Annotated in this window: 13 protein-coding genes; 6 read left to right on the top strand and 7 right to left on the bottom strand. The window is 42.4% G+C overall.

Features of this window, described 5'->3' with window-relative positions; all coding sequences use genetic code 11:
* Nucleotides 1-28 precede the first annotated feature (28 nt).
* Both V7K40_RS09875 and V7K40_RS09870 read right to left on the bottom strand, forming a co-directional pair.
* Nucleotides 29-1,810: a M61 family metallopeptidase gene (locus tag V7K40_RS09875; RefSeq protein ID WP_334958986.1), complete on the bottom strand. Its 1,782-nt coding sequence runs from the start codon at nucleotides 1,808-1,810 to the stop codon at nucleotides 29-31.
* Nucleotides 1,811-1,893: 83 nt separating this feature from the next.
* Entirely contained in the window at nucleotides 1,894-3,492 is a 1,599-nt protein-coding gene (locus V7K40_RS09870; protein ID WP_334958984.1) for a cellulase family glycosylhydrolase, read from the bottom strand.
* Nucleotides 3,493-4,064: 572 nt separating this feature from the next.
* Between V7K40_RS09870 and V7K40_RS09865 the strand changes: the two genes are divergently transcribed.
* A complete protein-coding gene (locus V7K40_RS09865; RefSeq protein ID WP_334958982.1) occupies nucleotides 4,065-4,859 on the top strand; it encodes a hypothetical protein in 795 nt (264 codons plus the stop codon).
* 453 nt (nucleotides 4,860-5,312) lie between these two features.
* Here V7K40_RS09865 and V7K40_RS09860 read toward each other — a convergent pair whose 3' ends face one another.
* Nucleotides 5,313-6,119 (bottom strand): hypothetical protein, encoded by an 807-nt coding sequence (locus V7K40_RS09860; protein WP_334958980.1) that lies wholly within the window; start codon nucleotides 6,117-6,119, stop codon nucleotides 5,313-5,315.
* A 309-nt stretch (nucleotides 6,120-6,428) separates the two neighbouring features.
* Here V7K40_RS09860 and V7K40_RS09855 point away from each other — a divergent pair, with 309 nt between their 5' ends.
* The 5 genes from V7K40_RS09855 (at nucleotide 6,429) to bcsA (ending at nucleotide 17,026) form a co-directional block, all read left to right on the top strand.
* The gene (locus tag V7K40_RS09855) at nucleotides 6,429-8,099 is read left to right on the top strand and encodes a porin (protein ID WP_334958978.1); all 1,671 of its coding nucleotides are present in this window, start codon (nucleotides 6,429-6,431) and stop codon (nucleotides 8,097-8,099) included.
* Nucleotides 8,096-10,453, top strand: coding sequence for a tetratricopeptide repeat protein (locus V7K40_RS09850; protein WP_334958976.1), 2,358 nt, complete (start codon nucleotides 8,096-8,098; stop codon nucleotides 10,451-10,453). Before V7K40_RS09855 ends, V7K40_RS09850 begins: the two co-directional genes overlap by 4 nt.
* Nucleotides 10,454-10,578: 125 nt before the next feature.
* Nucleotides 10,579-11,838: a glycosyl hydrolase family 8 gene (locus tag V7K40_RS09845; protein WP_334958973.1), complete on the top strand. Its 1,260-nt coding sequence runs from the start codon at nucleotides 10,579-10,581 to the stop codon at nucleotides 11,836-11,838.
* Nucleotides 11,839-12,020: 182 nt separating this feature from the next.
* Nucleotides 12,021-14,360 (top strand): cellulose biosynthesis cyclic di-GMP-binding regulatory protein BcsB, encoded by a 2,340-nt coding sequence (locus V7K40_RS09840; protein WP_334958971.1) that lies wholly within the window; start codon nucleotides 12,021-12,023, stop codon nucleotides 14,358-14,360.
* A 53-nt stretch (nucleotides 14,361-14,413) separates the two neighbouring features.
* Nucleotides 14,414-17,026 (top strand): UDP-forming cellulose synthase catalytic subunit, encoded by a 2,613-nt coding sequence (gene bcsA / locus V7K40_RS09835; RefSeq protein ID WP_334958969.1) that lies wholly within the window; start codon nucleotides 14,414-14,416, stop codon nucleotides 17,024-17,026.
* Nucleotides 17,027-17,368: 342 nt separating this feature from the next.
* On the opposite strand, the gene V7K40_RS09830 is transcribed toward bcsA, so the two are convergent.
* From V7K40_RS09830 to V7K40_RS09815, 4 genes are all read right to left on the bottom strand, one after another.
* On the bottom strand, nucleotides 17,369-18,052 hold the full coding sequence (locus tag V7K40_RS09830) for a Crp/Fnr family transcriptional regulator (protein ID WP_334958967.1): 684 nt from the start codon (nucleotides 18,050-18,052) through the stop codon (nucleotides 17,369-17,371).
* 717 nt (nucleotides 18,053-18,769) lie between these two features.
* Nucleotides 18,770-19,957: a HetZ-related protein 2 gene (locus V7K40_RS09825; RefSeq protein ID WP_334958965.1), complete on the bottom strand. Its 1,188-nt coding sequence runs from the start codon at nucleotides 19,955-19,957 to the stop codon at nucleotides 18,770-18,772.
* Between the two features lie 949 nt (nucleotides 19,958-20,906).
* Nucleotides 20,907-21,257 (bottom strand): BMC domain-containing protein, encoded by a 351-nt coding sequence (locus V7K40_RS09820; RefSeq protein WP_334958963.1) that lies wholly within the window; start codon nucleotides 21,255-21,257, stop codon nucleotides 20,907-20,909.
* 85 nt (nucleotides 21,258-21,342) lie between these two features.
* Nucleotides 21,343-21,654, bottom strand: coding sequence for a carbon dioxide-concentrating mechanism protein CcmK (locus tag V7K40_RS09815; RefSeq protein ID WP_334958961.1), 312 nt, complete (start codon nucleotides 21,652-21,654; stop codon nucleotides 21,343-21,345).
* Nucleotides 21,655-21,729: the final 75 nt, after the last annotated feature.

Below are 21,729 nucleotides of genomic sequence, written 5' to 3'. Positions count from 1 at the left end.
AAAAACTTTCCTAATCCCTAATCCTTGATCAAACAGTTGCGATCGCTACCCCAAGCCATCCAGCAAAGTTTTGCTGCTGCATGGAGTCAGGATGCTCAACAGGTTTTACCTGATATCGAGTCGGACGTGGTGACGCGAGAGTGATGGAATAGGTACGCAGTTCGTCTTGGTGGAAAACTGTGACTTCAATTGTATCGCTTGGTTGGTAATCTTTGAGGCGATCGCTTAAACTATTTCCCGTTATCTTAATCCGATCAATTGCTAATAACTCATCACCTGGATCAATTCCCCCTGCTTGTGCAGGTGAACCGGCCTCCACAAACTTAATGATCTCCCGCCCATTCTCTGTATTTATTCTCACACCCAAGTAAGGTTCTTCCTGCTGTTCAGCTACCAACTCCAAGCCAAAGGGTTCTAAGTACTGATTTAAGGGCAAATCGTCAGTGCCATCAATGTAGCGTTTAAAGAAATCAGTCAAATCGATTCCTGCAACAGATTCTATAACTTCCTGCAACTGTTCTGGAGTATAGCCAATTTCAGCTTGCCCAAATTGCTGCCACATTTTCAGCATCACGTCATCGAAGGAGCGCTGATTATCGTGAGTAGAGCGAATCAGTAAATCCAGCAACAGAGATACCATTTCTCCTTTTAAATAGTAGGAAATTTGGGAATTACCGCTATTGGCATCCGGGCGATAGAGTTTTATCCAGGCATCAAAACTCGACTCGGAAACCGGTTGTACCTTGCGCCCCGGTGTCGTTTCATATCTGGTAATTTCCTTGCCTAAATTATTCAAATACGACTGAACATTAAAAATTCCTGCCCGCAAAGGAATTAACAAGTCGTAGTAACTAGTAGTACCCTCACAAAACCACAATGATGGTGTATAGTTTTCCTGGTCGTAATCAAAAACCTCTAATGCTTTGGGGCGAATTCGCTTGACATTCCACAAGTGAAAGAACTCATGTGCAACTAATTGGATAAAGCGATCGTACTTATCCTGAGCGCGAAACCCAAAACGCTGGTAAATTAAGGAGCAAGAGTTTTTATGCTCCAAACCGCCAAAAGCTTGGCTAAATAAATGTAGCAGAAACACGTATCGTTCATAGGGCAAACCCCCGAACATCTGCGCTTCTACCTGGACAATTTTTTGGATATCAGTAATCATCTGTTGGGCTTGGAAATTACCTTGTCCCCAGATTGCCAGTTCATGGGGTTTTCCCAAAACATCAAATTTATATAATTGGTGGCGACCAATCTCAAACGGAGTATCAACAAGAGTATCAAAATCGCCAGCCAAGAAAGTATTCGTTTCTTCAGCAACGGGTGGCAAAGCAGTAGTTACCTGCCATTCCAGGCGTGGCGGTACGATAGTGACGCGAATGGGTTGCTTCTCACAGCCCAGTATTCTAAAAAATAGTGCCGCACCGTTGAAATAACCGTGGGTGGCATCTAAGTGATTTGTCCGTACCGATAGCTCATTCGCAAAAATGCGGTAACGTACAGTTAATTCTGAAACACCTGTTTTGTCTACCTGCCAGTGATTTTTACTGATCTTGTGCCAAGGTAAAGGCTTATCCTCTGCAAAAGCCACAAAATCCTGTAAATTCTTAGCATATTCTCGAACTAAGTAGGAACCGGGCGTCCACACCGATAGTTTTAAATCGAGAATCGGTGAGGGGTAATTGACAAGGTGTAAAGTCACCTCAAACAGATGGGTTTCTGGTTGAGACATTTCCACCTGGTAATGAATCGTCGGCCTGGTTTCCTGAACGTTAGTATTGAGATGAGGTGCTGTTGCTTGAGTCATCTTGTGTGCTGAGTTAATAGTCAATGATTAATGGGATTGGTGATTTCTCCTATCATGACAAATTCGGCTTTTAATTTTTGAGTTCAAATCAAGACGACGGTTATTTGCTGTGGCTGGTAGTCAAAACCAAGTTTATTGGCACAAAAGCCAGTATCCCGTACTTGATTTGGTTCAATTGTTTTTCCCCACTCCAAAGGAGCCACTAGGTACTGTATCGCTCCTTGCTGCTTAAAATCTGCGTTCCAAGAGTTATTAATCTTAGCTTGATTCATCTGAAACGCCAGTTGCCAGTTGTTAACCTTGATATTGCCCTGATTTGTAATTTTGAACCTGACACAAAATCCGGTTTCCCAGTTGGAATAGATGTCAGTAGTAACTTTTAGTTGGGCAGCACCAGTAGGAGATGGAGAGACAGAAGGAGTAAGAGTTGGGGAAACAAGAGGATTACTCGGTCGGTCTGGCTGTTGAAGTTGTACAGATGGAAGCAGTTGGGACAGTAATTGCTGCTTGGGTAGATCAATACTTTGCCAATCATCTAGTAAAATTCCGCCTGTATCACTACTATTAGGATTCCAACTCCAGTAAGTAAAGCTCAAATTATTTTTTTGAATGTATTTCACTAACTCATTTTGCCAAATTCCTTCCTTGGAATTTAAGTCTACTTTCCGTCCCCCAAACTCCCCAATCAAGATGGGAGCAATATTCTCACTTGCAATATAGTTAAATCCTATTTGCCAGCGATCAATTAGATTTTGAGGGAAGTTAGAGGCAGAAAAGTAGGGCTGATTGTACACCCCAGCGCCGTACTCATGAGGAGAATAGACTAGCTTATGAGAACGAGATAAACGTACTGGGTAGCGTTTCACACCTTCTAAATTTCCACCATGCCAATGCTGTGGCAGTTTTTGACCAGGGACATTCTTTTCCACTCCTTCAACGACAATCAGCCAATTAGGATTAACACTGAGAATCGCATTGCCTGCGCGTTCTGCTGCTAATCGCCAGTCAGTATTGATGTTGTTATCACCCCAGCTAGCTTGGCCGTGAGGTTCATTTTTTAAGTCTGCGCCAATAACGTTAGCTTGATTTTTGTATCTGATGGCTAACATTTTCCAAGTATCGATCCAGTCTGCTTCCGTAAAGCCGTCTCCATACCACAACTCTGGAATTTGCTGGTCGTTAAGGCGGTGGTTGTCAAGCAAAATTAGCAATCCTTGACGTTCTGCTTCCTGAATAAGTAAGTCCATTATCTCCAAGGGGGTTTTACCTTGAAGTTCTTTGTTGCTGCCAATTTCAAAGTCAATGCCACTTACATTAAGCGATCGCAATCCTGCCACAGAATAAGGTAACCGGATGAGGTTATATCCCAAGCTTTTAATCTGCGCCAGCATTTCTTTATAATCTCGTTTCCATAAACCGTCAGGGGCGTGCGTATCAGTCTCCATACCAAACCAGTTAACACCTCTGAGCAATACAACCTTGCCTTTCGCATCCACAATTGTTCTACCAATTGTTGAAAGTGGTAGCTCTATTGGCGTCGTAGCCCTAGAAGCATCTAACTGAATATTAGCAGGTGTCTTAGTCAAAATAATTACTAAAAATACTATTAAACTTAGGGAAAATATCAGTAATTGCTTATGTAACCTCAATCTTCTTGGTTTATTTTTATGGATAACTTGCATACTATTACTTTTATTGGAGGACAATATCTAAGTCAAATTAACAGAAAAATATCTAATGGTTTCTACAACAGAATACTTTTTACAGTATCTTTACGTAAAAAGTATTTTTGTAAATCTGATTTTTAGCTGACGATAAATGTTCGTAGTCTGATTACAATGCATTTATTTTCCAGCTTTTTGTATTACTTAATTAACCTTCCATATGTTTAACCATCCTAATAGGATTAGAGCAATATTTAGCTACTATTGTTTCTGTATCCGCAAAAATTGGATAGTGGAAGTCAAGAACGCTAAAATCTTTGACTGGTAATACGTATAATTTTCTATCTATATTTTGCATTTCTCTTTATATAATATGTGGAAGCTACTTAATTTACAAAAAGTTTACGTAATTTACTGACTTCTTCATGAGTTGTCTATTGAAAACATCTCGTATCGAGAATAACTTAGACATTAAGGCAGTACAGATATTGACTGACCGTAAAAACTCTATACAAGTTAGATGTTACAAGCGGTAATTATATCTGCTGCAATCTATCCACAGCCTTTTATTTAACAAAAGTTTCCTGAATATGACACTTTCTGCACTGCAAAAATTCTTAGTACTACCTGCGATCGCTTCTCTAAGTGTATTTTCTTTAATGTCATTTCCCCTTGCTACATTAGGTGATAAGCAAATAGCCATCAAATTTCAGGAAGAACCTATTTTTGACGGGAAACTTAGAGATATTGCTATTCCTTACGTAGTTTTTGCAACTGCACTTAGTATCGGGTCTGGAATTTCAGCACTTGCTTTCTGTGGTTGGCGAAATTCTTCTTCCAAATCAGCGAAAATTCAGCAGGAATTATCTAATCTAGATATGCACTTACAGCAAAAGGAAGCATTACTAAAAGAATGGCAAGTTTCTGAGCCTCGGTTGCAAGTTTCTGGATTGAGCGCTTTTTTAGATGACGAGATGCCTTTTGATCAAGCTTTCAGTTCAAAAAGTGCAATAATTGCATCTCAACCTGTTGAAGCGCAAATGCCGATGCATACACAGCTAATAAATCCTGTACCAGAGGTTGCAACTAAACAAAATACTACCACTATGACAAATGTTGCTGCTACTTCTGCGTTTACATCTGCCCAAACTTTCCTTGGCTATGCTCAAGAAAATCCGAACAGTACCATAGAAGTTGCTGCTGCTCGTGAAGTAAATCAAACAGTAATCATGCCATCAGAATTTGAAGAGTTGCAAAAACAAATTAAAGAGATGATGTTACAAATGCAGGTAATGCAGGACAATTTGCAACTAACCTCTCAAACAACAAATGCTGAAGTAGAATCCACAGCTAAATTTCAGATATACTATAATACCGTTCTTTAAAATCTACTCAAATCTGTTTATCAAAGTGCAAAAGCTGAAGATAAACAGGTTTAATGTTCATTACTACATCTTCGCGTCATAGACAAATAAAAAAGCAGGGGATTAGAGAAGCAAAGGAAAAGATTTAAATCACTTAATAGCATAGGAGTATAGCAAGTATCTTTAGGTATGAATTTCCTCTCTGTCTCTTTTGTGAAGCTTCTGAAATTGCTACAACTTTCTTAATGAGGACAAGCACTTTTCTTTACAGACAATGCCCACTCCATTGGTGGTTATTGGGTAATTAATATCTGGATGCCAGCGCTCATATTGAGGCTGGTATTCTAGTTTTTATCTATCAAAAAGAGAGTGATGGAGGGCTACAGTACCCCGTCCTCAATCAAGTAGGAAGTAGGGTAGGGGTACATAAACATAGACAGGATTATTTTATAGGTTTGATGCCCATCTTAATTCTCACCTGAGAAACTCTGAAGGAGTCACATAGGCATTCGTTTGCCTATTTTTAACTGATGGAAGTAGGGTAGTTTTAGAAGCTATGGATTGCGGCGGGATTTGATATCGGTTTCCCCAACCACCATTCAAGTCTTCCGGTTGCGGACGAGGTGGTATTGTTTTTCCCATAGGTAGGGGTATTGTTAAAGTTTGGCTAACTTGTAAATATTTTTCACCTTCGTTAGAAAAACGAATCAACTTGCTTTCAAGCTTTTCAAGCTGTTGATTTTCTGACTTTAACTTTTGAGAGTTTTGATTATCTGGCTGTTCCCACTGACTAGCAGGATCGAAAATAGCTACAAATGTAACGTCACCTTCTGGAAACAGTTGTATTTGTGCTGGATTTGCTTGCCAGACTTCTTGGAAACTACCATCGGGTGAAACTTGCCACAGATTCAGTGCAGCCTCCCATTGTCCCTGTTTCACTTCCACAATTTGACGAGCCAGAATTGAACGGTTAGTATTCGTATCTGAGTTCAGCAAAGCTTCTGCTTGTCCTGATACTGGACGCAAAAAACGCATAGCAACCACTGTAATCTTGCTAGACTCAGGCAGATTAGTACTACCAACGACGTTGTATACACCTTTACTTGATATAGGTTGTATATTCCCCATTTCCATCATCACCTTTTCTTGTGCTTTTTGAACACAGCCATAACTGGCAGCTAAAAGCATAAGGCAAATGACCGCCTGGAGATTAGCAGGAGATAAAACTTTAAATCTGGGAAAAATAGTCTTTAAATCAAGATTTTTAATAATAATAGGCATTTTTTGGAGCTTATTTCCCAATAAATCAGGTTTTTACCTATTATGCCCAATTTATTTTTATAAATAACAAGTTTTATCGACTCATAATCGAATTAATCGAAAATTACAAAATTTATTATATATAGTGGTTACTACTCATTTTATTTGCTAAAGTTGCGACATTCAATAACCTAAATATGTAGTTGTTACCCAACTAAGCTGATGAGGCAAACAGTATTCGATTGTTATAAATTTACTTTTTCAAGCCAGTACTACAAGGTTTATCCACTGCTTTGCACTGTTGCCATCTCGATTTGCTGGGTATTGGCAGTGAGCGAAAAGTCTTTAGCTCAGGTCAACCCATCTCAGCTACAAAGTAGCGACTACCAATTGGGCTTAACAGAACCCCTACCAGTGCCTAAATTACCTGTCAAGAAGAGTCAATCGCGGTCAGGATCGCAAACATTGACTCCTCCACCCGTAACGACTGGTGTTGCAGTTGCACCGATCGCCAATCCAGTGGACAAAGTTGTGGAACCCAAACCAGTCAATGATCTCCAACAACTGGAGAGTGTCTTCATCCAGCAGCAGGTAACTGGAAAAGCTCCGGCAGCAGCACGTAGTTCTGTTGCACCACGAGTGGCAGCAGGTGGGGATACTTCTGACCTTAATTTAGGATTGCAGGGACAGATAAACGACTCAAAGCCACCAATTAGCTCAGTTGTAACTCCACTGCCATCACTGGCTAACTCGTCTGCAACACAAGAATTCACTGCACCAGCAGCACCAACTTTTAATCAACTACTCAGTTCCCAAACAGCCCCCCTGCCGCCACTTCCCAACTTGCCTGCGACGCAAGAATTCACTGCACCAACAGCACCAACAGCACCAACAGCACCAACTTTTAATCAACAATTACTCAATCCACAGACAACACCATCAGTCCCTAGTCCAACTCCCACACCAAGCACAGCAGTATCAGTAACTACTCAACAACGCCGCCAGCTCACTAGCAGTAGTTTAAGGGAACCCTCTTTACAATTCCAAGGAGTTTACATCACCCAAGGCAGCAACACCTCAGCCCGGGCGAGAGTCACGGGAGTCTACCCACTTTCTCCCCAAGCTTTGGTTGGGGCAACCCTAGACTTAACAAGCCAAGGCAGCAGCTTAGATGACTCCCGAAACGAGGGTTTGAACATCAACGAGCTTTATTTGGCGACTTCACTAGCAGGAGTACCTAATCTGCGGTTAGTGATCGGTCAACTAGATTTAACGTCTTATTTTGATAACAACAGTTTTGCTAAAGATGGGGCCAGTCAATTCTTTAATCCGGTGTTTCAAACCAACCCAGCACTGGCGGCGACAGGGATTAGTTCACGCACTGGTTTGTTAGCCGATTGGAGTGTCACCGACAATATTGAAGCGAAAGCAGCAGTCTTTTCATCAGCAAACAAAATCGGTGAATTTTCTTTAGATGGATTTGCTGGAGAAATCGGCATCCGTTATGGCAATGCGATTATTCGTGGTACTTATGCCAGCGATCGCGACGCTGGTGTTCGTGATAGCTTCCTCGAAAGCTTTAGCATTGCCAGAGGTAACAATCAATTTGGTCCTCAAGCAAACGATCGCGAAGAAGCATATGGTGTCAACGCCGAAGTCTTTATTCCCAATCTGAAATTAGGTTTGTTTGGGCGCTATGGTCGCTACGAAAACCGCACTTTAGGAGAGGGTGCAAATACTTACGTTTTGGGAGCTAGTTTTTTGGATCTATTTACCCCAGATGACAAACTAGGAATAGCTTATGGACGCGCTCTTTCTAATGATCGCCTCCGTCGTGGAGACAGTCCTGATGTATTGGAAATGTTTTATGATTTTAAATTTATTTCCAATCTCCGGATAGGCTTTTCAGTTCAAGCACGTGATGATTTCTCCGATACAGTCTTCGGGATCAGGGTGAAATCAGATTTTGATGTCACTCCCAGAGGGAGAATTGCTCAATGAGTCAAAACAATATAGATAAAAGACAAAAGGCAAAAGCTAAAAAAATTAAATATCATTCTCTTTTTATTTGTTCATTTTTCATTTTTACTTACTTATTAACTGTGCCGCCCTTGGGCAGCATTGCCCCTGCTCAAGCACAGAACTTATCAGCATCAGCACAAAAAGGTTTTGCATTATTAAAAAAAGGCTGGATTAATGATGCGATCGCAGCCTTCCAGCAAGCCCTCAAAAGTCAACCGCAATCTTCGCCAGTTAGATTAGGACTAGCGATCGCTTATCGCAAGGCCGGACGTATTCCTGAAGCTTGGAGTGCTTATCAACAAGTACTGGCGGTAGACCCCAACAACCAACTAGCTTTAAAAACAGTTGGTCTACTGGCTACTTATCGTTCCGAGTGGAACTTAAAAGGAATTGAGGCTCTAACAACTTTATTAGAGTTAAATCCTAATGACTCAGAAGGTCGTGGTTACCGTGCTCTACTCTACTCCTATCAAGGACGATTAACCGAGTCCCTGGCAGACTACGAAATTGCGCTGAACAACAACCCCACACCAGAGGCAGTCGTTGGTGCAGCTCAAACTTATAGTTACAGTGGGGATTTTCCAAAAGCACTGGAGTTATTTAACCGCTATCGCTCCACTGGCAAAGCGATTACAGGGTATGCAGCAGTAGCCTACGGTCGCACCTTACGAGAAACAGGCAATCCTGGAGGGGCAGTACAGGTGTTAGAAGCGCAGTTACAGCGCTCCAATAAACTTGACCCAATGGGGATTGAAACTCGTAAAGAACTGGCTGTAGCATACCTTGTCAATCAACAACAAGCCCAAGCGTTGGCGGTATTAGATGTATTACAGGGAAGGCCAGATGCGATTTTGCCCTTAGCGCGATCGCTCAATGAAATTCGCAAGTACACCAATAATCCCACCCTTACCCAGCAAGTTTTTAATCTCTACAGTCAAGCCCTCCAAACCGATCCCAACCCTTCCCCCAAACTACTGCGCGAAGTCGCTGATGTCTTTAGTGGGTTTCCTGAAGGACGACAAACGGCGCTGCAATTGTATCAACGGGTGGCGTCAGAATTTCCCAACGATCAAAGTTTGCTGGTGCAGCAATTAGCTTTGGAAAATCAGTTAGGTTTACTCGGTAAAAATGACTTGAGACAGCGTTTGGCGACTGTAATGCAATCACTACCGAGCGATCGCGTGCAGTTGCAACAGCTAGCTAATGCCTTAGTGAATATTGATCTTCCCGATCCGGAATTTTTACCTGTGTACCAAAATCTTTTACAAATGGGGGTTAACGTACCGTTTTTGAATTTCCGGATGGCACAAATGTATGTGCAGCGCCAAGACTTGAATGGCGCAAGGCTTGCCTTGGCAGCTTACACAGCTACCCCCGCAGGTGCTAAAGACCTCGCACCCCAGTTGCTAGCAGCAGAAATTGAGCGTCGTGAGGGTAGTCTGGAAGCTAGTGCCCAGCGTTACCAAGCTGTGCTTGCTAGCAAGCCAAATAGTAACGATATTATTAATGCTGCTTTGGGCGGACTGGCTGGAGTGCGACTGCAACAAAAGCGTTTTGATGAGGCTGTGACAGTTTATGACCAATTGATAGCTCGGAATCCTCAAAATTTGTCGATTCAACTAGGGCGTGCTAGTATCGCCTATCAAGCCAAGCGAATCTCCCAACCAGAAGCAGAGGCAGTTCTCAACAATTGGTTAGCTACACAACCTGCAACCAATACTCCTCCAGAACTATACAGTTTATTAGAAGCGCTACCTGCTGATCCACAAAGAGAAGCTTTATATAGTTACCTACTAGAAACTGACCCTACTTCCATACCACTACAACTGCGCTTGTTACAAGTGATAGCAAAACGTAATCCAGCCCAAGCACAAGCACGGATGAAGCAGTTGATTGCTCGCATTCCCAACACTCCTGACTCATCCCAGTTGCAGGCAGAGTTGGCTCGATCTGTAGGTGATTTGAATTTGGCTAGCAGTACGTATCAGAATATTTTGGCGCAGCAACCAGATAACATCGATGCCCTAGCGGCTTTGGGCGGAATTCGCTTTGAACAGCGCCGCTTTGAATCGGCACAGGAGATTTATGCTCAAGTGTTGGCACAAAAACCGGAAGACAAAGACGCACGCCGCGCCCTTGCTGGATTGAATGCGATTTTAGATCAGCCTTTGACAGCATTAGCACAGCTAGAACGATTGCAACTAGAAACAGCCGCCGAAGGAGGAACCGATAGTGATGCATCTCGGCAAATACAGCAAATCCAAACAGACTTTTTGCTCCGACGAGGATTTCAACCCCCTTGGCAAGACTATCAACGTCGAAACAGGAATTAGCGATCGCTTAAATTTCTTCATGAAAGTTAATTTTGAACAACTACAAGGGAACAATAAGGGCAGGAAAATGGTACTTTCACACTCTCCCCATCGGCTAATATTTTACAAATCAAACTGTTCTTAGGATGTGGCACTTCCCAAGAGTGGCAGCTATTGCCAGCCTAATTGGTTTATCTGCCTGTGTCTCTAGTTACTGGGCAGCAAAACCCAAAACACCGGATGAGCAAACTCCGGTAGCAAACGTCCCCACTGAAGGTAGTAGTCAAAATCTCACTGGATTGTTAGCTGATCTTCCTGAATCCACCCCCAACCGGGAATTACTAGCTCAAAGCTGGGATAACTACCGCCAAAGATTTATTCAGTCAGACGGACGGGTGATTGATTACGAAGCAAGCGATCGCTCTACTAGTGAAGGTCAAGCCTATGCTTTGCTACGAGCTGTACTTATTAATGATCCGGCAACTTTTGCCCGGACTTTAAACTGGTCAGAAAATAACCTCCAGCGCCAAGCGGGTGGTAAAGGCACAGATAGTTTGTGGGCTTGGAAATGGGGACGAAAGAAAGATGGTAACTGGGGTATCATCGACACCAACTTTGCCAGTGATGGAGATATAGATGCGATTACTGCCCTAATTTTGGCATCACGGCGTTGGAATCGACCCGAATACTTGGAACTGGCAAAACTTAAACTGCAAGATTTATGGAACCTGTCCACCATCTCAGAACCACAAGGTAAGCGCTACCTGTTACCAGGACCTGTAGCTGCATTTGTCCCGAATGCATCTACCTTTTACCTGAATCCCTCTTATTTTGCTCCTTATGCTTTTCGCATCTTTGCACAAGTTGATCCCCAACATGATTGGTTGAGTTTGGTAGACAGCAGCTATCAAGTGCTAGAAAATTCGGCAAAACTTTCTAGCGTGGGTTTACCCAGTGACTGGGTAGCTCTAAATACCAAAACAGGACAATGCCAAATCCTCCCAGCATCTAGTACTCTGAAGAGTTTGTATGGCTTTGATGCCTATCGAGTCTGGTGGCGTTTGTCGTTGGATGCTGCCTGGTTCAACTCACCCCAAGCGCAACGCTATCTAGCGACATCCACTCAGCACCTGCAAAAACTGTGGAGTAAACAATCGAGTCTACCAGCACGCATTGATCTCCAAGGGAAAGCATTAGTGGATTACGAAGCTACATCCCAATACGCTATGTTGTATGCCGCTATGCAGTTGGTAGAACCAGCAATAGCTCAAGAACTGCTTGTAAAAAAAATACTACCTGAATACAAACAGGGAATTTGGGGAGACCAATCTGCTTATTATACCCAGAATTTGGCTTGGTTAGGATTGCTACCTCCAAAGACAATTCCCCAGCGACTGCTTAAATGACATTCCCTGACACTCAGTTAGAGCACAGGCTTCCCAAATACTTTTTACTCCCAGCAGACTGACTCTGGTTGATTTCGTTTAAAAAATCCGATGGGAGGATTTTTAAGTTCTAAAAGCAACTAATTAGTTGTGCTTTGTACGTAAATATTTTGAGTAAATTAACGCTAAAATCACGCTCTACCATGAAGCAGTTGTTTCATCTTTCCCAAATTAGTAAAAAAGCAATTATTGTTACTTCGTGCTTTTTTTTGTTTCCTAGTTCATTATTCAGCGCTCAAGCTCAAACCAAAGGCGATCTGCAACAGCAAGTAACTTTATTAGCTCAAGCAACGACATCAGAAAATAGTAGTAAAGCAGACTTAAAAGCTCCTAGTGCCAAGAACCTGGCAACTTACATCCTAGAATTTAATCGTAGTCCAATTGTGGGCAACCGGATGCGCTTGCGCGGGGTCTACTCAGAAGGTCGTCTTGCCTTTACTCGTCCTCGTGGCTGGAAACTAGATCGGGGTAAGGTACAAGCTTTAATCCGTTTTCAACACTCACCAGCACTGTATGCCAATCGCTCTAACCTGACTGTGCTAGTCAATGGCACCAGTGTCGGTAGCGTACCACTTAACCGCAAAGAGTCCCAAGTAGGTCAAGTACTGTTCAATATCCCACCAAAGCTGATTCAAGACTATAACGAACTCATATTGGTGGCACAGCAGAATAACACCCTCGAATGTAGCGACCCTAGTAGCCCCGATTTGTGGACAGAGATTCTGCCAGATTCCAAATTAATCTTGAACTATGAACGGCAGCCGACTCCCCTGAATTTCAGCCGCTATCCTTATCCTTTCTTTGACGAACTCGGCTTAGAAACTAACCAAATTGCTTACTTGCAACCGAGTCAAGTTAATCAATCCTGGTTGACAGCAGCAGCTCGCTTACAAGCGGCATTGGGGAGAATCGCAGATTTTCGCCCGATTCAGACGAGCTTGGTGTCTGATGTTGCAAGTGTGAAGCCAAATGATCGCTTGGTAATCATTGGTACTCCAAATGATCAACCATCTCTAAATACTTGGAAGAATTTGCCCCTAAAAATCGTCAGTAATCAAATTATTGATCGTGATAACAACCCTGTACCAGATGAAACAGGGGTGTTAATGATCACTAAAACTGAAAAGAGCGGGGTTCCAGTTTTAATTGCCACTGGCAATAGCACAAAAGCTGTGGAAAAGGCAACCGAATTTTTATCACAGCCAGACTTGCGGAAAATGGGGACTGGTCAGGTAGTTTTCGTGAATACCCTCAAAGAAGGTTTGACACCAGGACTTCGCCAGTGGCCTCGTTATTTACCAGAGCAAAATTCTTTTAAACTGGGCGACATCAAAACCCAGGTAAATGGTGAGCCGTTTAGTGATGTCACTGTACGGGGAATGGGAGCACCGCCAATTGAAGTTGATTTTCGCGCTTTACCAGATGATCGGTTTGTTCGGGGTAGTTCCATGAATCTGGTGTACAGCTACGGGCCGCAGGTTAATCCTAGAACTTCTGCGATCGAAGTTTTACTGGATGGAGTTTTCATTGGTGGGGCCCGTCTTGATTCTGAGTCGGGAGAAACTCACAAAAACCTCAAAGTGAATTTGCCGGAAAACTTGGTCAAACCTAACTCGAAACTGCAAGTTTTTTTCCGGATGAATCCTAGAGAACCGTTTGACAAACAGAACTGTCTTCAGCCACCAGATCAACAACTTACAGGGACGGTGCATTCTGATACTAGCTTCGACCTGAAACGGGAAATCTCTACACAACTACCAGACTTGAACCTATTGAAATTCGGTTTTCCCTTTGCTGCACCACAGGATTTGTCCCAGACGGCGATTGTAGTGCCACAAATCCCCTCGAAGACAGATGTTTTAACCTTGTTAGCCTTTAGCGAACGCTTAGGAAGGCTCAGTCAAGCAGATGCCGTCAAACTAGAAGTTTACACGCCGGATGCTTTGCCGACAAAAGTCCGCAAAAATGACCATTTAGTAGGAATTGGAACGCGAGAAGAGTTTCCTTTTCCTGAAGTGTTTAATTCCAGTGGCTTTAACTTGAGTCAGGCATTTTCCCGCTCTTCTGCCTATGCTGTGGTTCAGACCCCACAGGACACACAAGGCATGATTAAGCAAATTATCTCTCCTTGGAACAGCGATCGCGTCGTTCTGGCTTTAACATCTCAAACTGAAACTGGTTTAGAGCGAGTGCGACAAGTCCTCAATCAAGATCCGTGGTTCTTCCAACTCAAAAAGGATACGGTGCTAATTAGTAGCGATCAAAAAGACCCAGTTTCCTACGATGCTGATGCCTATCAACTACAGTTTTTCCAAAGCGCCCCGAACACTCGTCGTTGGGAAAATACCAGTCTCCTCAGTAAAACATCACGCTTTTTACAAGAAAATTGGCTATTGCTACCTGTAGGCATTTTGAGTATCTCTCTAGTTCTTTACGGCATTGTTCAGTTGTATCTCAAGCGGCTAACTACTGACAAAAAGTAGACACTTTCGGTTACGTATCGCCAATTTTAAATTTTTCAAAATTTAGATCCAAAATGTCTTCTTCCCCAGATACATCGCCTCGTAAATCACGCGATCGCCAGCGCTTCAAATTGAGCAGTTGGCTGATTGATATTACCCCCCGATTTTTTGACCGCACTCTCCAAAGGGTGGGTGTGAAACACTTTAAATGGTTTATCCTGCTGCTATTGTTGCTTTCAGTGCCACTGATTGTTACCCCAATAGAAGTTTGGCAACAGGGATTGGTAGCAGTGTTTCTTGTGTTACTTGGTCAACTGGTCATACACGCAGAGTTTCAAGAGTCCTCTTCAGAAATTAGCCAGTATTATCATTTATTTCTGCTGTGGCTGAGTATGGTAACAACGCTGCGTTATTTATACTACCGCACGAGCTATACCCTCAACTTTGATGGTTGGCTCAACAGCATCGCTTGCCTATTTTTGTTCGCAGCTGAACTTTATGCCATCCTCACCTTAGTACTGGCGTACTTTCAAACCCTGAAAATTCAAGAACGCCAACCAGTTAATCTCACAACCATTCCTGTTGAGGAATGGTACAAAGTTGATATCTACATTCCCACTTACAACGAAGACGTGGAGATTGTTCGTAAGACTGCTGTAGCAGCCTTAGCCTGTGATTATGCTCCTAATAAAAAACAGGTTTATGTCCTTGATGATGGTCGTCCAGAAAAGTATAAAGAGAACGACCCACGTCGAGAACAGTTTAGCACCCGACGGGAACAGCTACGGCAAATGTGCCAAGAACTCGGCTGTATACACATGACGCGGGACAATAATGACCACGCTAAGGCGGGTAATATTAATGCTGCCTTTTACAAAACTGGCGGCGATTTAGTGTTGATTTTGGACTGCGACCACATCCCATCACGGCAAATTCTCCTGCATACAATGGGTTTTTTCTTCGATCCCAAAGTATCGTTTGTCCAAACTCCCCACTGGTTCTATAACCCCGACCCCTTTGAACGTAATTTGGTCACCAAAGGTAGAATACCTGCAGGTAATGAACTGTTTTATAAGGTACTGCAAAAGGGTAACGATTTTTGGAATGCCGCCTTTTTCTGCGGTTCTGCAGCATTAATCCGCAAATCCCACGCTTTAGAAGTTGGGGGAATTGCAGTGGAAACAGTGACGGAAGATTGCCACACTGCCTTGCGATTGCATTCGCTGGGTTACAAATCTGTCTACTACGACAAAATTATGGTGGCTGGTTTAGCACCAGAAACGTTTTCTTCTTATGTAGGGCAACAAGTGCGTTGGGCAAGGGGGATGGCGCAGATTCTGCGATTGGAAAACCCTGTTTTTAATCCGAAGTTGAACCTGACAGTTGCTCAGAGGATTTGTTATTTCAGTGCAACTTCACACTTTTTGTATGGCTATCCCCGTCTAATATATGCGATCGCTCCCCCGCTATTTTTATTATTTGGCATTAACTCTGTCCAAGGTTTGGGTTTAGAAACTCTAGCCTACGCCCTACCCCATATTCTCCTCTCGCTTTTTACTAACTACATCATTTACAAAAACGTCAGGTTCTCGTTCTGGAACGAAATTTTTGAATTTGCAATGGCTTTTCAGGCTGGGTGGGTGACCATGTTAGCACTGTTTAATCCCAAGCTGGGTTCATTTAACGTTACCGACAAAGGAACGTCTATAACCAAACGCACCTTTGATTGGGAATCGATGCGTGGTCTTTTAGTGGTAACAGGACTTGTAGTCTCTTCCTTGCTGGCTGTTCCCTATTGGCTGCTGCTACGTCCTGAAGATTGGCAAGCAGTCTTAGTTAACACCATGTGGTCTATTTTTAACCTGGTTTTACTGATAGCTGCTTTGTTGGTTGGCTTTGAACAACCGCAAGTACGTTCTGCCCACCGTTTACAGCGTCGTCTCCCCATCTTAATTACCAGTAACAGTCAAACAATCATGGGCAAAACAGTGAATATCTCGGAAACTGGGGCATTAATTTCTTTGGAAACCTGGCCCAATTTACTGGATGAAGTGGAAGTTGAGGTGATGGGAGATTATACTGCTAGCGCTTCCCTAACGGCACAGATTGTCCGAGTCTCCCCTATTAATGATACAGAAACGCTTTTAGCAGTTGATTTTGTGAAGCTCAACAAGGCCCAACGCGATGCTTTAACTCTAGTTTTGTATTCTGATGTGCAAGAGTGGTACTCTCAAAAAGGACAGTATGTAGACCGACCCATAGCTTCCCTTGGATTCCTCGCTACAAGTCTGACTCGGGCCTTGCATGACATTAAACAAACTAGCCGTAAAAAGGTACGCAAGCAGGTAAATAGTAATAGCCAACTCTACTGGGATGGTAACTTCTTTTTTGGAGTAGCCACAGAACTAGGAACAACAGGTTTGCGCTTGGAAATAGAGGATAAAAAAGCCGTATCTTCTCACAAAATGCTAGGACAACAGGATTTGCACACAATGCGAACTGTTAAACCATTAGTTGGTTTACTGTTGAATGAGGATGGGGATAATGTCTCATCTAACCGATTCGTTGCCGAAATTTATGTAGTAGAAGAAGAGGTAAATGGCAAGATTGCGATCGAGTTAATTTTTCCAGAAAAATTCAAAGAACGCCAAGACACCAAAATTAAACAACTGTTGCAGGTTCTGTAGCAGAAGTATTTGACTAGATTTTGATTAGCGCAAGCTCCATTTCAGTCCAGATGTTGCTTGCGCTTAGGAGTATTTTAAACAGAACTAGCCCTTTCAAAGTCATCCGTGAAAGGTTAAAATAAAGCGCATTTTGTCAATCAGTTAAAATACCCAAAATCGTCTTATTGAAGTCTTATTGAAAATGATAATCCTGCAGGGGTGAAGGTTGTACTTGACTATGAATTTTAGATAAAAGGTTTTTTGGTTCATGCCCCGCCCCGGACTTCGTCCCGCTGCGCTAACGTGGGCGGAACAAATCAAAAATTCTCAATTTAAAATTCGGCTTGCCCCATACCATAGCAATTACACTTTGCCAGCCAAGTTCATCAACTGTTTGAAGTTCACAAGATAAGTGGTGTTGTTGGCGCTATCAATGTTAATCCACCCTTTTTCATACAGCTTTTCCATAATTTTGGTGGTTTCTTCAACACCGATTTCTGTCACCTCTGCTAAATCTTTAAAGGGAATGTTAAAAATTTCTCTTCCTAAGTCTGATTCCTGACCATAGTTTTCGCCTAAAGTCACTAGGGTATGGGCGAGTTTGACTGCTGGTGGTGAAGACCGCATTTGTAAGCGCAGGTTAATTTGCCGCAATCGCCGCACCATCAGTTGCAACATGCGGTGATGTAACTGCGGGTCTTTAAACAATATTTGAATAAAACGCTCTCTGGAGATACTAAGCAACTTCACGGGTGAAAGGGCAATGACATCGGTTGAGCGTGGAGATTCATCCAAAATTGCCATTTCTCCAAAAAAATCACCACGGCCAAAAATTGCCAGAGCGACTGAATCTTCCCCTACGGTACGCCGGACTTTGACCCAACCAGAAACCACGAAGTAAACGGCGTTACCCCAGGCATCTTCCATCACAACAGCTCGCCCAGATGGGTATTCATGTTCAATTGCAACGTTGAGCAGCCATTCCAAAGTCTGTGGATTGGCTGTACTCATTAAGGGGAAAAGTTCACTAAAAACCTCAGTTAGCATGAAATATTTGCAAAAAATGGATTCAAGAGTGGGAAATTAACTTTACTACTATAAGTTTGTTTAAACCGTAATCTTACTCAGAATATGATCGCAAAATTTGTATTTATTTAAGATGAACCTTTAAGGTTGATCGGTCTAGGGTTCCATTACAACATAACAATTTTCTATGTGATCGAAATCAGCAGTTTTACTGACAGATTTGTTATTTGGTGTTTGTTCATGGATTGCTATCTAGTGCCAGTATTTTGATCTGTTTATCTAAATTTTTCACTAATTCATTTAGGGCAACCAAAGCCTCTAATTGCTGAAAGTCAAGGCTAGGATTCAGTAAAAGCCGTTTTTGTAGTTCATGTAACTTAAAGCTTAGTTGCTGAGAAATTCCTCAGGTATGGCGAATCATTTAATTCACCCTCTGAAGACAACATAGATTTGATTGCTTAGTGTTTATTTATATAATATTTTGCCTTTAATTTAGTAGGTAGTTAATAAATTGGACTTTGTTCGATTGTAAAAATTTAAATTATATATACCTAAGTAGAAGATGAATTTCAGATGTGGATTGGGGATAATATTGAGTTACGATCTGCTGTAGTAAGTGAGGCATGAGGGGATGAAGATGCTCCAGAAGCAGAGGGGAGGAACTTGTGATGAATTCCCCTCTGCTCTCCTGCTCCTTGTCTCCCACGGTTTGAATTGATCAACTAGATGCCTCACAGCCTACTCCTGAGTTCTTAAAGCTTGGGCAGCAAGATAGACTTTTGTCCATTCGCCAAGCACTTGATGGGTTTTGAGTTTTAAATTTTGGGCTATTGCTTCTATTGAGTTACCTGCTCTTTGCAGATCTAGGATCTGCCGCTCCAGAGGAGTCAATTTTTCATAAAGTTGCTGCCATTGATTTTGTGTTAATCCCAAGTTATGTTCTTGTAAGGAAATTGAGAGCCAGCTGTCTACGAGTTCTGGTTTACCTTTAAGAGCAAAAACCCGCACGGCGTGGTAACTAATTTTTTCTCGCAGACGGTATACTTCTTTAGTCTGCTTATTTAATCTGTGGGCGATCTCTTCCTGGGACTTACCTTGCAGATACAGTCGTAGCCACTTCACTGCATCTGTCCCCAGATTTTCTTGTAAATAATTTTCAAATTCTTTTTGTACTGACTGACGCAGCGCTTGTTGTTCCTCTAGTTGTTGTGCTTGTTGATATTCTGCGATCGCCTGACTATCCACTAAGTTAACTCGATTCTCACTGTCGTCTGTAAGAACTTCTTCCGACACCAGTCTAATTAAGTCACGGCTTGGCACTTGAGTTAAGCCACCGCGCTGAGTGCGACGTAAGTAATTTACAAACCGATAAGCTAATAGGGGTTGATTGCGTACTGGTCGCAGACAATATTCTTCTACACTGGCAAATAGCAGAGCATCCCCCAATCGTCGATCGGTTGTATATTTGGCAATATCAGCCATTTGCTGTTGCATGTGGCTATCGCTTTGCAGTAATTCTTGGAGTACTTCTTGCAACACATCGATCACGCTGCGCTGGCGATCGCGGCTCAGGGCAACCCAAGTCTGAATTTTATTTCGTAATGTCACTAAACTTCCCAGTCGCGTTATCAAGTTGCGATAAGCACGCTCTCGCCCCAGCCCCAAGTAGCGTTGACGTAAAATCCTCCAGCGATATTCCATCGCTTGCTTGGCGATATCTAGTTCCTTAGGGTTAAACAGATCAAACCGTTTTGAGTGAGATCCAAATAGCCAGAAAATAATACTTTGCCTAGCAGCTTCACTTTGTTCTGGACATTCCGCAGCCAAGCGCTTTCGCCAATCTAGAGCTAGTTTTTCCACATCCTTTGTCATAGCGAGATTGCGCTCCTCGAAACTCAATTTTGAAGTTTGCATCACAACCCCCATTTGTCCCACCTAATTGTTTAACTGGCAGCTAGCTGCCCCGGATTTCATGAGTTTCATGAAAATATCTCCGTGATTCCACTTTTATTACGTCTTAATTCACTAAAATTATGCAAAAATTTTTGTATTGGTGTTTTACTTTCAATTTCAAAATGCCCCAAACCCATGAAAATCAAGCATTTCTGCCAATTCTGTTAATTTAAATCTTTTGTTAAGTTATGTTTTTTAACTGAGAACAGAAATCTGCCTCCTAGAGTGGTGAGGATGCACCTTTGCAGGAGATAGGTTGCAAAAATCTGATATTTTGTAACCGAGCCGAGGAACGAATCTAATTTAACTCCATGTTAGACGTTATTTCACTCGTATAAGTTTCAACCCTCTATAACCTCTTACGTAGTGATGCATTTTGTTTTATTTAATACTATATTCTTTTAAGTAATAATTTAGAAGCGGAGTCTCCATATCTGCTCCTGAATTCTTTTTTGATAATAAATTTTGGATAAATCCAATCGCTATAGCTTGGAATTAGCGCCAGTATGCAACGCCAGCGATGTCTACGACGGGCTACGCCTACGCTATTTTAGTAGGCATAAATAACTAAACTAGCTTCAGCCACAACTGTGCCTCTAAAATTGGCAAGTTATTCTTAAAACCTTTACATTTCCAAAAAGGAATAGTCAACAGTCAATATTGATTTTGACTATTGACTCTGATTGTTGCTTTCCCTTATGGTTCAAATTTAACTTATGCAAAATCTAAAAACTGTAAGAATGCAATCCTTTAAAGTTCTGATAGTCATAAGCCTTGCAAGAGACTTCTCTTTAAATTCATTGGTGCAGATTCTTCGTTTGGAATTTTGAGATAAGTCGGAGCGCTGGCTTCCACCGAGCTGAACTTCGGTAATTTTGAATTCTCTATTCGCGTAGCGCCTTTGCAGGAGAAGGGGTTGACTTTATCGCCCGTTCGATGATCTAACAATGGGACTTTCTACAGATTCCCGATACTGTTGGACTTGTTCTGTGTAAGCAATTGGCAGAACAGCTTCAACGTTTTCATGGGGACGAGGAATAATCACCCAGGATTCTAGTGTACCGCCATAAACATTTTCTGCCGCTTCAATACCAGCAGCCATAGCTGTCTTTACTTCAGAAACATCGCCACGAATATTAACTGTAAAGCGAGCACTACCTACTCTGATATAACCAACGAGGGTAACTCGACCAGCTTTTAGCATAGCATCTGCTGCTGCTAACACCGCAGGAAAACCTTTAGTTTCGAGTGCTCCAACTGCCTGTAATGACATTATTAATCTCCTGTATGAATAAACGATATGGGGGCTACAAGTTAATTGTACGAAGCTTCGCTACAGATTTTGATAGCAAAATTGCTTAGAACATGCGGAAAGGTTCTGATTCTTCAGTGAAATGGATTGGTAATATGGTTTCAACATTTTTTGGAGGATTAGGAACGATGTAGTAGGTAATTACTGCACCAACCTTGACTTGCTCTCCAGCTGCGATTCCGGCTTCAACAGCTCTTTTTACCTCAGCAATGTGTCCCCGGACGGCGACTAACAAACGAGCGCTTTCAGCTTGACCATAGTACACAATTGTGACTTCGCTAGCTTTAACCATTGCATCTGCCGCTGCTAAGACACTAGGAAAACCTAAAGTTTCAATTACGCCAACCGCCATTGGCATGGCATTAGCTCCTGGATTAAGAGATAGGCGATTTTAATTGTACGTGGCTTTAGTCCAAATTTTAACATTTTAAAA

It is taken from the genome of Nostoc sp. (assembly GCF_036917195.1).
GTDB lineage: Bacteria > Cyanobacteriota > Cyanobacteriia > Cyanobacteriales > Nostocaceae > Nostoc.
Note: the sequence above shows the minus strand (reverse complement) of the source record. Positions and strands in the feature narration are given on the sequence as shown.